At 41.8% G+C, this 14,890-nt stretch carries 13 protein-coding genes and 1 tRNA gene; 5 read left to right on the top strand and 9 right to left on the bottom strand.

Annotation, left to right across the window (positions count from 1 at the left end):
• Positions 1 to 308 precede the first annotated feature (308 nt).
• On the top strand, positions 309 to 1,478 hold the full coding sequence (locus tag ABD772_RS11965) for a glycosyltransferase family 4 protein (RefSeq protein ID WP_345104528.1): 1,170 nt from the start codon (positions 309 to 311) through the stop codon (positions 1,476 to 1,478).
• Entirely contained in the window at positions 1,468 to 2,871 is a 1,404-nt protein-coding gene (locus ABD772_RS11960) for an exosortase Y-associated Wzy-like protein (RefSeq protein WP_345104525.1), read from the top strand. Before ABD772_RS11965 ends, ABD772_RS11960 begins: the two co-directional genes overlap by 11 nt.
• A 58-nt stretch (positions 2,872 to 2,929) precedes the next feature.
• Here ABD772_RS11960 and ABD772_RS11955 read toward each other — a convergent pair whose 3' ends face one another.
• Positions 2,930 to 3,742, bottom strand: coding sequence for an SDR family oxidoreductase (locus tag ABD772_RS11955; protein ID WP_345104523.1), 813 nt, complete (start codon positions 3,740 to 3,742; stop codon positions 2,930 to 2,932).
• 4 nt (positions 3,743 to 3,746) lie between these two features.
• On the bottom strand, positions 3,747 to 4,781 hold the full coding sequence (locus tag ABD772_RS11950; RefSeq protein WP_345104520.1) for a LacI family DNA-binding transcriptional regulator: 1,035 nt from the start codon (positions 4,779 to 4,781) through the stop codon (positions 3,747 to 3,749).
• 279 nt (positions 4,782 to 5,060) lie between these two features.
• Between ABD772_RS11950 and ABD772_RS11945 the strand changes: the two genes are divergently transcribed.
• Complete coding sequence (locus tag ABD772_RS11945; protein ID WP_345104518.1) at positions 5,061 to 7,187, top strand: glycosyl hydrolase 115 family protein; 2,127 nt, start codon at positions 5,061 to 5,063, stop codon at positions 7,185 to 7,187.
• A 603-nt stretch (positions 7,188 to 7,790) separates the two neighbouring features.
• Positions 7,791 to 8,081: a PAS domain-containing protein gene (locus ABD772_RS11940; RefSeq protein ID WP_345104517.1), complete on the top strand. Its 291-nt coding sequence runs from the start codon at positions 7,791 to 7,793 to the stop codon at positions 8,079 to 8,081.
• On the opposite strand, the gene ABD772_RS11935 is transcribed toward ABD772_RS11940, so the two are convergent.
• The 5 genes from ABD772_RS11935 to xylA all read right to left on the bottom strand — a co-directional run bounded on the left by ABD772_RS11935 (position 8,072) and on the right by xylA (position 11,505).
• Positions 8,072 to 8,395: a hypothetical protein gene (locus ABD772_RS11935; RefSeq protein WP_345104515.1), complete on the bottom strand. Its 324-nt coding sequence runs from the start codon at positions 8,393 to 8,395 to the stop codon at positions 8,072 to 8,074. The genes ABD772_RS11940 and ABD772_RS11935 overlap by 10 nt on opposite strands.
• A gap of 100 nt (positions 8,396 to 8,495) precedes the next feature.
• Positions 8,496 to 8,569: transfer RNA gene (locus ABD772_RS11930), tRNA-Pro, on the bottom strand.
• 92 nt (positions 8,570 to 8,661) lie between these two features.
• Positions 8,662 to 8,877 carry a hypothetical protein gene (locus ABD772_RS11925; protein WP_345104512.1) on the bottom strand — a complete coding sequence of 72 codons (216 nt, stop codon included), beginning with the start codon at positions 8,875 to 8,877 and terminating at the stop codon, positions 8,662 to 8,664.
• Positions 8,878 to 9,233: 356 nt separating this feature from the next.
• Positions 9,234 to 10,007, bottom strand: coding sequence for a basic secretory protein-like protein (locus ABD772_RS11920; protein ID WP_345104509.1), 774 nt, complete (start codon positions 10,005 to 10,007; stop codon positions 9,234 to 9,236).
• A 169-nt stretch (positions 10,008 to 10,176) separates the two neighbouring features.
• Positions 10,177 to 11,505, bottom strand: a complete 1,329-nt coding sequence (gene xylA, locus ABD772_RS11915; protein ID WP_345104507.1) for a xylose isomerase — start codon at positions 11,503 to 11,505, stop codon at positions 10,177 to 10,179.
• A gap of 195 nt (positions 11,506 to 11,700) precedes the next feature.
• Here xylA and ABD772_RS11910 point away from each other — a divergent pair, with 195 nt between their 5' ends.
• On the top strand, positions 11,701 to 12,735 hold the full coding sequence (locus ABD772_RS11910; protein ID WP_345104504.1) for a LacI family DNA-binding transcriptional regulator: 1,035 nt from the start codon (positions 11,701 to 11,703) through the stop codon (positions 12,733 to 12,735).
• Positions 12,736 to 12,793: 58 nt separating this feature from the next.
• Here ABD772_RS11910 and ABD772_RS11905 read toward each other — a convergent pair whose 3' ends face one another.
• Together ABD772_RS11905 and ABD772_RS11900 are read right to left on the bottom strand one after the other, a co-directional pair.
• Positions 12,794 to 13,864 carry an endo-1,4-beta-xylanase gene (locus ABD772_RS11905; RefSeq protein WP_345104502.1) on the bottom strand — a complete coding sequence of 357 codons (1,071 nt, stop codon included), beginning with the start codon at positions 13,862 to 13,864 and terminating at the stop codon, positions 12,794 to 12,796.
• Positions 13,861 to 14,868 (bottom strand): zinc-binding alcohol dehydrogenase family protein, encoded by a 1,008-nt coding sequence (locus tag ABD772_RS11900; protein ID WP_345104500.1) that lies wholly within the window; start codon positions 14,866 to 14,868, stop codon positions 13,861 to 13,863. The genes ABD772_RS11905 and ABD772_RS11900 overlap by 4 nt, the downstream gene beginning before the upstream one ends.
• Positions 14,869 to 14,890 lie beyond the last annotated feature (22 nt).

The following is a 14,890-nucleotide window of genomic DNA, read 5'->3' as shown; positions in this document are numbered from 1 at the left end:
AAAATAAATTTGCACAGTAAAAAACTTAGTGTTACCTTTACACCATGCAAACGGGACAAGATTCCGATAGCAGAATAGAAAAAGTCTTCTCATAATTTAGGTTTATAATTGGTTTAGTAAAGGTCCCTGCCCATCAGGGACCTTACTTGTTTTAAGACCTTTAGATCATCAAAAGATATTGACCAATGAACCGTTAGTAGCGTCCGAATCCATACGTTTTGTTTGCCTGGTGCTGTTATCTTAAACATATGCGCTTTATAATCATAGATTTATATGGTATTATTGCTATAAGTGATAGCTAAAAATAGATGAAGCGCTTAGCCATTGTTACAACACATCCCATTCAATATTATGCTCCGGTATTTAAGCTATTGCATAAACGGGGGCGTATTTCAATTAAAGTGTTTTATACCTGGGGTGAGGCCGCTCTGCAAAAATATGATCCGGGATTTCAGAAACATATTCAATGGGATGTGCCCCTGCTGGACGGTTACCCATATGAGTGGGTGTTAAATACTGCGGCTAACAAAGGGTCGCATCATTTTAAAGGCATTGTAACACCTGGTTTAAATCAGCAAATAGAAGACTGGAAGCCAGATGCTGTATTGATTTTTGGATGGGCGTACAAAGGGCATTTATCGGCTATGCGTTATTTTAAGGGTAAGTTACCGGTTTTTTTTAGAGGCGATTCTACAATGCTTGATATGGGCCCGGGTGTCAGGTCGGCAATAAAAAATGTCTTTTTGCGATGGATATATCGTAAGGTTGATTACGCTTTTTATGTAGGTGCCAACAATAAAGCATATTTTAAGACAGTTGGATTGATTGATAGCCAATTGATATTCGCCCCGCATGCGGTAGACAATGCGCGTTTTTATATTAGCCGCAATCAGGAAGTGCTTGCTTTACGAGATAGTCTAAGTCTGAAGCCTGATGATATCCTGCTATTATTTGCCGGAAAATTTGAAGCGAAAAAAAATCCACACCTTTTATTAGAGTCGTTTAAAAAAATAAAGAAACCTAATTTGCACTTGTTATTTGTCGGGAACGGCGAATTAGAAAGAGGATTGAAGAATGCCGCAGCTATTGAAAGTCGTATTCATTTTATGGATTTCATGAATCAGTCTGAAATACCGGTGGTTTATCAGGCAGCAGATCTTTTTTGTATGCCCTCTGCCGGGCCGGGCGAAACATGGGGGCTTGCAGTTAATGAAGCAATGGCTGCAGCTAAACCAGTTTTGGTTTCAAATAAGGTTGGCTGTGCGGTTGATTTAGTCAGGTATAATATTAATGGAGAAATTTTTAAAAGCCAATCGGTTGAGGCGTTAACAGACGCTTTATTGCGCCTAACATCTGATAAAGATAGTTTAGCGCAAATGGGTGCGCAATCAAAAAAAATAATACAACCGTGGAATTTCATTTCAATAGCTGAGGCTATTGAAGAAACACTAATTCAGAGTTACGCAGATGAATCGTAGTTTTGTATTTGAAAAATTTATTTTACTCTATCTGCCCTGGATATTTGCGCTGATTTTTAAAGAGCAACCTATATTTTCTTATTTCATTGCCTGGTTGGGTTCTTTTTATATTTTCTTTATGACACTGACAGGCCGAATTGTCCCTCTGCCCGACGACCGGAGCTTCGCCGAGCAAATAATGCGCCCAATTGTTCTTGTTCAGATCATTTTTGCCGGGTACATGTGTTGTACTTCGATTTTTTATTTTATGTCGCTTTTGGGTTATAATAACTTTACAGCTGTGCCTTTTTACCTTCCAGACCCATACAAGCTGGCCTTAGCTGCGCAATGTCAACGCTATTATTGTTTAGGACACGCAGCAATGGTATCAGGTATTTTGTTTTTTATGCAATATCCAAAAGCTCCCAGATATAGGGTACAGCCGGGCAAGTTTGCTCAATTGCTATATTACGCTGCTATTTTTTCATTCCCATTAGCCATTTTATTTTTAAAACTTCCCGGCTTATCTCAGTTTGCCAACCAGTTTAATGCTTTGAGCTTTATGGCTTCGGCATTGGGATTGGCGTTTGCCATTCCGCAAAAGAAATTTGTAAACATCGCGGTATGTGCAATGTTTTATGCGCTCAACTTTTATGCGGCTATGACATCAGGTTTTAAAGAGCCTATTATATTAAGCGTAATGGTGCTGGGCGTTTTTTTATATCCTATTTATAAAAAGATGGTGCTGATAATTTTCGTTCCGACTTTGCTATTGCTTTTTTTAGTGTTGCCTACTTATGTAAATGTAATAAGGCAAACCAGTTGGGCTGGCGATACAAATGCAGATGTGGCTACCTCAGAAGCCCTGGATGCGGCAATTAATCAGGGTGCTACTGCAGATGAAGGTACCTGGACATTTCTGGTTGGTCGTTTAAGTGAAATTGGGATGTTTACGACATTTGTTGAAAGTACTCCTGAGAACGTGGGTTATTACCATTTTGAACTGGTTAAACAATCGCTTATTGTTTTGGTACCGCGGATTCTTTGGCCGTCAAAACCGGTAACAGAACAGTTGGTGATGCAGCGAGTATATGATGCCGGCGTTATAAACCCCTACTCAAGAGTATCGGCAAAACCTCCCTTTATAGTTGATGCTTACTTATCATGGGGCGGGTGGGGTATATTTATTTTTCTTTTTATATATGGTGCGGCGGCGCAACGCATATGTCAGCAGGCAGAGTCGCTATTTGGAGGTTATATTTTAGGGGCTGCTCTTGTGTTCTCTGGCTTATTTCAAATATTCTGGCGCGGCCAAAGCTTTGAGTTTTTATTAAATAATGTGGTTTGGAGCTATATAAGTATGCTCATTATTGCCGCTATTTTACGGCGCGCGCGCATATTAGAACCAGCATAGCTGTTTTAAGTTTACATATATAATGTGGGAATTTTGTACGTTTCAAGACGTTGTTTAATTAAACACCACTGTTCACGGCAAAGCCTCCATCAACATTAATTACTGTTCCGGTCACGAACTTTGATGCATCGCTTAATAACCAGAGTAGCGCTCCTATAAGTTCGTCAGGTTCGCCAAATCGTTTAAAGGGAGTTTGCTTTACCACCAGATTGCCCCGATCTGTATAGCTGCCATCGGGCTGTGTAAGCAGTGCCCGGTTTTGTTCAGTAAGGAAAAAGCCGGGAGCAATACCATTCATACGCAATTTATCGCCATAACGGTTGGCCATTTCTACTGCAAACCACCTGGTGTAAGCATCAATAGCGGTTTTAGCCAGCGTATACCCCAAAACTTTAGTAATCACTCTCTGTGATGCCATACTTGATATATTGACGATACTGCCTTTGCCGGCCTTACCCATTGCCTCGCCAAAAACCTGGGTGGGTATGAGTGTGCCCCACAAATTAAGTTCCATCACCTGGCGCAACCCGTCCATATTCAGTTTGAAAACATCAGCCTCCGGTTGTATTATTCCGCCTGGCATATTGCCGCCCGCGGCGTTAACCAGACCATCAATTTGCCCAAATTTGGCTAATACTTTATCACGGGCAGCCAATAATTCATCCTCTTTCATAACATCAGCTATCAAAGCCAACGCCTTACCACCTGCCTCAGTTATTGCAGACGCACGTTCTTGTGCTACTTTTTCATTACGGCCCAAAATGCCAACTATGCCACCCGTAGCGGCTATGCCCTTAACAAAGGCCTCGCCCAAAATGCCGGTGCCCCCGCTAACTATTATTACTTTATCTTTTAATGAAGAATTATCCATTTTCTTAAATGCTAGGTTTTACTTTCCGGGATGAAGATCGCCGCACAATAAGCCGGGGCCTGATCGATATGGTTTTCGGAATACTTTTTACGTTTTTATCTTCTAAGATCTGCAACATTATTTGTGCGGCGCTTGCGCCTATTTCTTGCGGAAACTGTTCGACAGATGTTAATGTTGGAGTGGTCAGATCTCCATAAATATCATTACCATACCCAACTACACCTATTTGCTCAGGCGACTGAATATTTCGTTGTTTCAGCGCCTCCAATACGCCAAGTGCTAAAGTATCGCTTGCACAAAATATGGCGTCGGGCGGATGCTTACTATCCAATAGTAAGCAGGTAGCCTGATAAGCGTTGCTCTGGGTGTTGATGTTTTGAATTATCCAATCTGGTTGTAAATCCAGGTTGTTTGAAGCTAAGGCCTGTTTATAGCCCTGATAGCGGTTTTTATAAACGTAAATGTGCTCCGGCCCGTTTAGCAACGCAATTTTGCTGTATCCTTGTTCAATTAAATGTTCTATTGCTTCATAGGCGCCCCTGGTGTCGTCATTAACAATACAATCAACTTGGAGCGATTCGGTGATGCGGTCAAACATGATCAGGGGAATGTTATTAGCTTTGACCATGGCCAAATGACCTGTCGAAACAGTTTCATTTGACACAGAAATAAGTATTCCCGAAACCTGGCTGTCAATCAATGTTTTGACATTGCTCAGCTCTTTTTCATAATGTTCTGTGGATTGGCAAATGATCAGGTTATAGCCCGAAGGATAAATTACATTTTCGATTCCGAAAATACAGTTAGACATGAAATTGCTATTGATCTTAGGGATAATTACCCCGATAGCCGTTCCGTTTCCGCTACGCAGATTTGCTGCAATTTTATTTGGCGAATAGTTTAACTCGCGGACGGCATTAAATACGAGCTTTTTGGTTTTAGCACTAATGGAAGGATGGTCCTTTAAAGCTCTCGAAACAGTAGATGTGGCTACTCCAAGATATCTGGCGACATCGATGATGTTGGCTTTTTTTTCCATAGTTGCCTACAAAAATATAAAAATCCGGATTACTAATTATGGAAGTTATGAACAATCGTTTGTTTAAGTGACAATCGTGGATTTTTTAAACTTTATTAGCTATAAATATGCAGGTTATATAATAGAGTGGAATTGGCGTGAAAAATAAAGTTTGTATTTAAACAATCGTTTGCGTTAATTTGAGACATCTGTTATTGGTTTTTTAAAAGCCGGCACTAATTATAACTTCCAATTTTGAACCAGGTATATCTGTAAGCAGATATCCATATTTAACTGAACATGAAAGACAATATATCACGTAAGGGGTTCCTTAAAACGGGAGCCACAGCACTGGGCTCTCTGCTTATTGCTTCAAACTTACCGGGGCAAAATATTAAACCCGTAAGTAGTAGCGATGCTGATGAATATTTTCAAGGCTACACCGGCACCAGATGGGGATCATGGGTGCAAACCGGGACAAAGCAACCGGGAGATATCTCTTTACAAAATTGTCAGATAGTTATTGATCGCTCGGAGAGTTCGATTGTACAAAAGGCGGGCAGGGTATTGGCAAGTGATATAAAAAAAATATCAGGATATGAACCTGCGGTAATGGAGGCGCCAGATGAAAGTAAAGTTAATATCAGGCTGGTTACGTTGGGCGATATAAAACTGCCGGATGAAATAGATATCAACCAACTAAAAGATAAATGGGAGGCCTACCAAATTAAAACCACCGAAAATACCATTTGGTTAGTCGGCGCTGATGCACGTGGTACTGCCTACGCTGCCTATACGCTTAGTGAAAGGCTGGGTATTGATCCGCTTTATATATGGACTAACTACAGGCCGGTGCAATATGATCCGCTTATTTTAAAGAAGACAACGCACATTATAGCACCTCCAAAATTTAAATATCGTGGGTTTTTTCATGATGATGAAGATATTCTGCCGCGCCCGTTTAATGTAATTGACTTACCTATATGGACAGGGGATGTAGCCACCGTCTGGTACGAACGCTATTTTGAAACGGCCCTTCGTTTACGCATGAATATGGTTGCGCCTTATACAAGGGTGCATCGCCGCTACGAGATTCAAAAAATGGCCAGCGATTGGGGCTTGTATTACACCTCGCATCATTACGATATTTTACTATCAAACCCATTTGGTTTTGAAAATTTCAAACTGGCCGAACAGCGTGGCGTAACACCACAATGGGATTGGTTTAAAAATAAGGAAAATATGATCAGGTATTGGCAGGCCGGAGTGGAAGAAAATAAGCATCTGGATGCTATCTGGCCGGTGGGATTACGTGGGATAGATGATCGTTCTTATCAGTTTCCGAAAGGTATGTCAGATGCCACAAAAATAGCGGTATACAATGAGGCAATTAACATTCAGGTACAACTAGTGAAAAAAATGATTCCGAAGGATAAAAAGCCGCTTTTTCATTTTACGCTTTATACAGAAATGCTTGATATATATAGCAAGAATAAAGAAGCATTTAACCTGCCTGAAGACGTTATGATTATCTGGCCTGATGACAATGACGGCCATATGCGCGACTTGCCGAAAGAATCAGGAAAATGGAAACACGGGGTTTACTATCACCTTGCGTATATGGGGCCGCAACAAATTACCAAACAGATCACTCACGTAGTATCGCCTTTAAAAATAGCACAAGAATTTAAGGCTATTATTGATTCGGGAGCGACAGAATACGTTCTGACCAATGTTTCGGAGCTAAGGGAGTATGTTATGGAGGCAAGAATGTTGGCGGAAATTACGTGGGGAGATTCCGGACTTATCGAAAATGCAGACCCCGGGGGGGCATATATTAACTGGTGGACGAAAGAATATTTCGGGCCTGAGGCTTATGATGCCGCCACGAAGGCATATGATATTTATTACAAGCTTATTCATGCCTCAGATAGCTTATGGCAGGGATCTGATTTGCTGCAGGAAATTCTCCGGAAGTTGCAGGATAAGCTTAAAGGAAAAGATGTGCAGCCTATGGCCGAGTCGCAGATCCAGGAGTTTAGGGATAGAGAAAAACAATATGCTTCGTTCCACAAGTTGATACAAAAATCTGCCCAATCCATGAACCAACAGCAGCAGCAGTATTTTTATGAACAGATATCGCTGGGGATGTTGGTTGACTGGCGCCCGACACAGGCTGCATTAATTTTGGCTGAAGCTTTGAAAAAAGATTCAAAAGATGAAATTATGGCTCAGGTGAAGAAGGCTTTAGAACCTTTGTTTATTTATGAAGGCGAAATTTTAAAAGCCGAGCGGCCGCCATTTGAAAAATGGTATCGCGAGACCTGGTGCCGTCGTGAATTTTCTCCAAACAACCTGCATCGGCCATACAGACAGGTTAGCGAATTTTATTATTCAGATGGCCGGGACTTTACACAGAGCAAATAAATAACGCTTGCACAGGCGTTATTTGACGGCCTAATTTGTAAATCTGTCGGGATGGCGGGATTCGAACCCACGACCTCCAGCACCCCATGCATGCCACATATTGTCCCTTAATATAATAAATCTGTTAATTTGAGCAGTATTTGTAATGCAGTCATAGAAGACCTTATACAAAACCGTATACTTTTAGGAGCACATGCTCTAACCGGCTGGGCTACTCACGAGTAGCATTTTTACCTCCCCCCCCTTTTTTTGATAGCTGCAAAAACTATTTGCAAGAACCATGACCTGTTTAATAAATTAATGAACTGTGATGCTAAGATAAGCACTTCTTGCTTAGCTGCTGTTAGTACCATTCATGTTGACTTATTTAAGTGAGTTAAGAATATATATTCTACAACCCGGTTTTTTATTTCGCTATTATTATTAGTTTATCTAGCTAAAAGTATTGGTAAACACCGGTTTTTAAAATAAAAGTTATATATTGAACAACAGCCGAATTAAAGTATGCGTTACGAACTATAATTTGCTGACTCGATTAGCACAAAAGCGGGTGTGCATTGTTATCCCTGATAGTTTATAAAACAATTGAAATAGTGGTCTATAATGGAGAACTCCAAAAACGAATTAATTGGTCAAGTTGCCGCTCTTCAAGCCGAAATAAAGGAACTTAAAGAAGAGCATGCTAAAATACAAGCCAACGAACATGAGCACCATGAGTGCCAGGTTCGATTCAGCACTGTTTTTGAACTATCACGGCTGGGCAACAAAATTATTTCTTCCGATTTGAAGATATTGGAGGTCAACCCGGCTATGGTCGCTCTGTTGGGTTATGATAATAAGGAAGAGATTATAGGCACTAGGATACTCGATTATGCTCCTTTACCTTATAACTGATTAAAACTAAAATGAATACACTGATCCTCATACCTGGTAAGGATAGTTTGAGCTTCAGATAGTTTTGCTTTTAAAACAATGTTACACTCTTTATATGCAATAAAGCTTTTTCTGAATTTACCAAGTCCATTATCTTCTGCTTCGGCAGGCCTCCAATGTTCAATAGAGCACTTAAATGAAATTGACTGGTCAACAATAAGAGTATTTATAGAATAATATTTCTGTTTTCTTTCATGCGTTACTCTCAGAGAAACGGCATACTCATTGTTTAACAACCTGTAAGTTGTATTCAATACTATTGCTACTGTAGCCATAACTTGTAGGTTATGACAATATGTGGGTTGCATCTTAGTGACTGTATACAGAACCGTATACATATAAAAAAAGCCCTGCTGCAGTCAACAAGGCAAAACGTCGGGATGGCGGGATTCGAACCCACGACCTCCAGCACCCCATGCTGGCGCGATACCGGGCTACGCTACATCCCGAAGAGATGAGTAAAGATACAAATGTAGCTACAAATATAAACTGTATGCTTATAACTACCAATATTGTAGTTAAGCTGCCTGGCATCAGTAGCTTACCTGTTGATCTTTACCGATGTTAATTGGTTAATCGTTTTCTGCCGATTTATATGTATTGTTCTAAATAAAAACAGGCTTAACAGTATAGTTGCCGGAGTAATTAGCTTGGCATAATCGGTTTTTACCGGATTATAAATAGTAAGTATGACATCAGCCACTACCACGGCTGTCAGTACAATTAGTGCGATATTTAGTAAAATATTTATTCTCATGGCCTTAGGATTTAAAGCAATGTAAATATATTTTGTGGAAAAATCAAAAGTTATTAACATTTGTTAGGGTGGGAGACATCTATTTAAGAATTAAACACCAATATTCAGCATAATTTTTTCGGCGTCAGCCAGCCTTACAGAATGCAGGGTACATATTCTGCATATCTTCTATAGGAGCTTTGAGCTGATTGATATCTCCATGCAAAGTATCTCGGTCGTTGCCATTGTCTTTCATAAAGCCGACATCCAGGTTGATGTTTTATGATCAAGCGGCTCGATCACCAAGATCAGCTTTAATACTATACAAAAAAAGGCCGGTCTGCTTGGACCGGCTTTTTTTGTATCACACCCTATGACTAAGATTTCGGGAAAGTAGCAATATACTCCGTCCACAATTCATCCAGCGTTTTGCCGGTTTGTTGTTTCCAGATGTCGTCGGTATAAGTATGCTCGCGCATGGCCTGATTCAAATTTACCACCAGGTCTTTTTTGTAGTTTTTTTCTATCCAAAGCAAGAAACGGGCGGTTACACGATAGCTGGCGGTGTAAGTTTGTTGTTTTCCGTCTTTGTCTGTTCTAAGCTTCTCTGGCAATGTCCATTTGGCACCTGCATTATCTACGCCATAAACCGCGCGGACATAATCAGCAATACCCTCGGTTAACCAGCCCGGGCCAGCACCGCCACCGTAAGCTTGCACAATGTGCATTACTTCGTGAGTTACCACATCAATGTCTGTTGGTTTTTTTAACATCCATGGCGGATTAAAGCGCACCGTCATATTTGATGTCGCAGCCACACCTTTGTAATTGCGATCAACAAAGAACACCACTCGTTTAGCCGTGTTTTTGTTGTAAGTGTTCGCTTCTGCCGGATAAACTTTGTAAAAAGTTTCGATCATTCGTTTTTTAACGTCAGCACCCTCCTTTTCAAAGGTAGTATCGTTGTTGGCGAAAACCAGGGTATATCCATCGCGGGTTGTCGAATCAACAGACAATGCGCTACCGTCATCCCATCTGGAGCGTTGACGGCGCGGCCGCTGTTGCTGTTGTTGTGATTGTTGCTGTTGGTCTTGGGCATCAACCTGCGTAAAAGCTGCAACCGTCAAAACCAGTACTAATAACTTTTTCATTAATTGACTATTTAAGGGGTTAAAAATTCTTATAACTAATTCAAATATAAATCAAGTATTAACCCAATCGTGTAACAATATTACCTCACAAAATAAAATACAGACAAAAAAATATCCGCCGGCTACCTCACAGCAACCGGCGGATTTACGTTTGTTGAAATTATTAATCTTAGATATAACGGTTAATCAGGTTCTCAACGTATTCCTGCTTCCCGCTAATTGTTTTCGGTTCGCCATTTTCAATAGCATAAGCGCGCAGGTCTTCTAACGAAAGCTTGCCTTGTTCAAACTCTTTTCCTTTGCCGCTGTCGTAAGACGAATAGCGGTCTTTGCGCAGCTTTTCGTATTGAGATTTTTGCAGAATATTATCAGCGGTGATCAAGGCCCTGGCAAAAGTGTCCATACCACCAACGTGAGCATAGAACAAATCAGCCGGATCAGTAGAGTTACGACGGATCTTGGCATCAAAGTTAATGCCGCCTCCCTGGAACCCACCGGCCCCTAAAATAACCAGCATGGCTTCGGTTAGTTCGTTGATATCCGTCGGGAACTGGTCGGTATCCCAGCCATTTTGTACGTCACCACGGTTAGCGTCGATAGAACCTAATAGGCCTGAGTCGGCAGCAACCTGCAGCTCGTGTTGGAAGGTGTGGCCCGCCAAAGTCGCGTGGTTAACTTCGATGTTTAATTTAAAATCGTTTAACAGATCATATCTCTGTAAAAAACCAAATACGGTAGCCGCATCATAATCATATTGATGCTTGGTTGGTTCGCATGGTTTAGGTTCGATAAAGAACGTGCCGGTAAAACCTTGTTTGCGGGCATAGTCTTTGGCCGCATGTAAGAATTTAGCCAAATGCTCCTGCTCACGTTTCATATCGGTATTTAACAAGGTCATGTAACCCTCGCGGCCACCCCAAAAAACATAGTTCTGCCCCCCTAATGCAATAGTCGCATCCAAAGCAGCCTTAACCTGCGCGGCGGCATGACTCAGTACATGAAAATCCGGGTTAGTAGCAGCACCATTCATATATCTGCGGTGCGAGAACAGGTTGGCAGTGCCCCAAAGTAGCTTTACACCGCTTTCCGCTTGTTTTTGTTTGGCATAATCAACCAATGCAGCTAAACGGCGTTCGTTTTCAATAACATCATTGCCGTAGTCAACCACGTCTACATCGTGGAAGCAGTAAAACGGCAGGTTCATTTTAGTCAGAAACTCAAATGCGGCGTCCATTTTGTCTTTGGCCCGCTCAACGGGGTCCGATTTTTTGTTCCACTCAAAAATATGCGTTGGCTCGCCAAACGGATCGGCACCGTTACCTACAAATGAGTGCCAGTAAGCCCCTGCAAAACGCAAGTGATCTTTCATGGTTTTTCCTGCTATTACCCTGTCGGCATCATACCAACGGAAAGCCAATGGATTATCAGACTCTAAACCTTCGTATTTGATCTGGCCAATGCCTTTAAAAAATTCTGTTTCGCCTTGTATTACTTTCATAATTTAAGTTTGTGTTGTGATGATAAGCCGGGCACTATCCGATAAGAAACAGCCTGCTTCCAAATGATTTAATTATCAGGTTTAATATTTAGGTCCACCTAAGATAAGCTATTGGCCGAAATTAGATTTATTTTTTGATTTGCGCAATCGATTGCCAAATAAAATTGTAATTTTTTTAAGTATCATTACTTTAAAATGGACCTGAAGAAGAAAAGAGTAACGATTTATGATATTGCACGCGCGCTCAATTTAACCGCTTCGACAGTATCGCGTTCGCTTAATAACAACTCGCGCATTAACGAAGAAACCCGTAAACAGGTGATTGCCAAGGCGCGCGAGATGAATTATCGCGCTAATAGCCTGGCCTCAAACCTACGCAAAGGCAAATCGCAAACCATTGGTATTGTGGTGCCCCGGATAAATCAAAGCTTCTTTTCGAATGTGATTGCAGGCATAGAAAGTATCACCAACGAAAAAAATTACAACCTTATTATTTGTCAGTCTAATGAATCGCATGAAAAAGAGATCAAATGCGTCAATACGCTGATCAATCAGCATGTGGATTGCATTGTGATCTCTGTTTCTGCCGAAGGCGACGATTATACACATTTGCAAAATGTTATTGATCATCATATCCGGCTAATTCAGTTTGACCGAGTGGTTGAAGAGATCGAATCGTTGAAAGTAGTTAACAATAATGAACAAGCCTCCCGGGAGGCAGTAGAACACCTAATTAAGGCCGGATACAAAAGAATTGCTTTACTTGCCGGACCGCAGAATCTGGATATTTTCCGTGACAGAAAAGCGGGATACCTGAAGGCCTTACGAGCCAATAAAGTTCCAGTTGCTGATGAGCTCATATTGGATGCCGACAGTAACAACGAGCACGATGCTGAATTGATTCGCAGCCTCCTTACTTTACCCAACCCACCCGACGCTGTTTTCGCTTCGCGGGATGACTTTTTAGCCTTAGGGGTTTTGGAGGTCGCCAATGACCTCGGCATCAAAGTGCCTGAACAACTGGGTATCTGCGGCTACTCGAACGAGAACTTTACACGCATCACCACGCCTTCGCTTACTACTATCGACCAATATGGTGTTGATATGGGTAAAACCATCGCCCAAACTTATTTTGAGCTGGATGATAAGAATGACGAAACTGCTATCGAGATTAAAACTACCAGCATCAAACCTAAATTAATTGCAAGAGCATCATCGCAACGAAAATAATCCGGCAGATCCTTCAATATCGTTCATGACGACAATTGGTAATTACTTTAAAAGTTCCTCAAAAATTAATTACACCCTGATAAGCCTTTTTTGGTCGCAGATTTTGATCAAATAACAGCGGATAATTTTTACGCCCGCGAATGGGGAAATTATCGAGCCAGGAAGCCTTATCTGATACATTCCAGAAAGTGACGCCGCTTATGTATTGCTTGTATTCGCGAAAAACTTTAAAAGCCATCGCATACAGATCGGCTTGTTTCTGCTCGCGCTCTGGCGTAAAATCAGCATCGGTAATATCTCCATAAGGATTGGTATAAACTGATACATCCATTTCTGTAATCTGGATCTTAAGTCCTAATGAGCTGAATCTCTTAATACTGGCTATTAAAGCCTCTTGCGATGGATTATTGACCGACCAATGTGCCTGCAGGCCAACTGCATCAACCGGGATACCGGCATCAAGCATCCGCTTTAAAAGCTGGTAAACCCGCTCGCGTTTCACCGGACTTTCGGTACCGTATTCGTTATAAAACAACACAGCTTTGGGGTCGGCCTCATGAGCATATTGGAACGCTTTGAAGATATAATCTTCGCCACATATCTGGTACCATACTGAATTACGTAGCGGTTCATCACCACCATCGGCCACCGCCTCATTCACCACATCCCAGGCATAAATTTTTCCTTTGTATCGATTTACAACCGTGTAGATATGTTCTTTAAGCCGGCTTAATAAAACCTCTTTACTTACTAATTTTCCATCCTTGTCATGGATGATCCAGTCGGGCGTTTCTTTATACCAGCATAAATTGTGGCCGCGTACCCGCATGTGATGAGCCTGCGCAAAGTTCACAATAGCATCGGCATCTCTCCAGTTGTAGGTGGTCTCCTGCGGATGGATTGGCCGCATTTTCATTGCATTCTCGGGTGTTAAGCTATTGAATTGCTCTAAGATCATTTGTTGTTGCGCCGAATCTGTCAGGTTTCGTGGCGAAACTGCAACACCTATGGGGAAGTAAGCCTTGTAATAATCTTTAAGCCCTTTTTTAACCGGCGACTGTGCGTGCAGTTCCGCGTTAAAAAGCAGCAAAAAACAGGTTACAATTGTTATTGATTTTCTGATTATCATAATTCAACCATTGCTTTTACAACACCGTTAGCCGGGTCAATCCATTTGTGAAATTCTGTAGCCACGTCATCAAACTTTACACGATGCGTGATGTAATTAGCCGGATCCACCAGTTTGTTTTTCATCGCCCACAATACATGGTCAAAATCTTCTCGTGTTGCATTGCGGCTGCTCATCAAAGTCGCTTCACGTTTATGAAATTCAGGATGACTAAAGCTGATGTCGCCTTTTTGCAAACCTATCAACACATACCGTGCGCCGTGCGCCATATATTGAAATGCGTTGTTAATAGCTTTAAGGCTACCCGTGGCATCAATAACTACGGTGGGCATATCGCCACCAGTTATATCCTGCAGGCGCAACATAACATCTTCAGTCGAAGCATTTATCGCATAACTAACATTTAATCTGTCTTTGCAAAAAGCCAGTCGGCGGTCATTGATATCCAGCGCAATAACTTTAGCGCCGGCAATGCGGGCAAACTCCATGGTACCCAGCCCAATGGGGCCGGCACCAACAACCAATACAAATTCATTTTTTTGTACGGATGCACGCCTTATACCATGTGCGCCTATTGCCAGTGGCTCAACCAGCACCAGCTCATCCATGCTCAAGCCGTTTGCGGGCAGCAGTAGTCGGGTTGGCACTTCTAAATATTCGGCCATGCCACCATCAGTATGCACGCCAAGCACTTTGATGTTTGAGCAGCAATTAGGTTTGCCGTTACGGCAGGCCAGACAAGTTTGGCAATTAATATATGGGATGACGGTTACCAGGTCGCCTTTTTTAAAATCACCGTCAGATGTTACCACTTCGGCAGCCAGCTCATGCCCTAAAACGCGGGGGTAATTAAAGTAGGGTTGCGTCCCTTCAAAAGCATGCAGGTCGGTACCGCAAATGCCCATGCGTCGGATACGCAAAAGCGTATTACCTACGCCTGCTTCAGGCTTTGCCCGATCAATATAAATGAGTGTACCGGGTTCTTTGCAAACCAAAACTTTCATAACGCTTATAATTGTTGGTTTA

The organism is Mucilaginibacter panaciglaebae (genome assembly GCF_039539265.1).
In the GTDB taxonomy this organism is placed as follows: domain Bacteria; phylum Bacteroidota; class Bacteroidia; order Sphingobacteriales; family Sphingobacteriaceae; genus Mucilaginibacter; species Mucilaginibacter panaciglaebae.
This window is presented reverse-complemented; position numbering and strand designations above follow the sequence as displayed.

Excerpts from the sequence above, each read along its gene's own strand:
- ABD772_RS11925 (WP_345104512.1), bottom strand. The coding sequence starts at position 8,877 with ATGAGAATAAATATTTTACTAAATATCGCACTAATTGTACTGACAGCC.
- ABD772_RS11940 (WP_345104517.1), top strand. The coding sequence starts at position 7,791 with ATGGAGAACTCCAAAAACGAATTAATTGGTCAAGTTGCCGCTCTTCAA.
- ABD772_RS11910 (WP_345104504.1), top strand. The coding sequence starts at position 11,701 with ATGGACCTGAAGAAGAAAAGAGTAACGATTTATGATATTGCACGCGCG.
- ABD772_RS11955 (WP_345104523.1), bottom strand. The coding sequence starts at position 3,742 with ATGGATAATTCTTCATTAAAAGATAAAGTAATAATAGTTAGCGGGGGC.
- ABD772_RS11905 (WP_345104502.1), bottom strand. The coding sequence starts at position 13,864 with ATGATAATCAGAAAATCAATAACAATTGTAACCTGTTTTTTGCTGCTT.
- ABD772_RS11945 (WP_345104518.1), top strand. The coding sequence starts at position 5,061 with ATGAAAGACAATATATCACGTAAGGGGTTCCTTAAAACGGGAGCCACA.
- ABD772_RS11950 (WP_345104520.1), bottom strand. The coding sequence starts at position 4,781 with ATGGAAAAAAAAGCCAACATCATCGATGTCGCCAGATATCTTGGAGTA.
- xylA (WP_345104507.1), bottom strand. The coding sequence starts at position 11,505 with ATGAAAGTAATACAAGGCGAAACAGAATTTTTTAAAGGCATTGGCCAG.
- ABD772_RS11900 (WP_345104500.1), bottom strand. The coding sequence starts at position 14,868 with ATGAAAGTTTTGGTTTGCAAAGAACCCGGTACACTCATTTATATTGAT.
- ABD772_RS11960 (WP_345104525.1), top strand. The coding sequence starts at position 1,468 with ATGAATCGTAGTTTTGTATTTGAAAAATTTATTTTACTCTATCTGCCC.
- ABD772_RS11935 (WP_345104515.1), bottom strand. The coding sequence starts at position 8,395 with ATGGCTACAGTAGCAATAGTATTGAATACAACTTACAGGTTGTTAAAC.
- ABD772_RS11920 (WP_345104509.1), bottom strand. The coding sequence starts at position 10,007 with ATGAAAAAGTTATTAGTACTGGTTTTGACGGTTGCAGCTTTTACGCAG.
- ABD772_RS11965 (WP_345104528.1), top strand. The coding sequence starts at position 309 with ATGAAGCGCTTAGCCATTGTTACAACACATCCCATTCAATATTATGCT.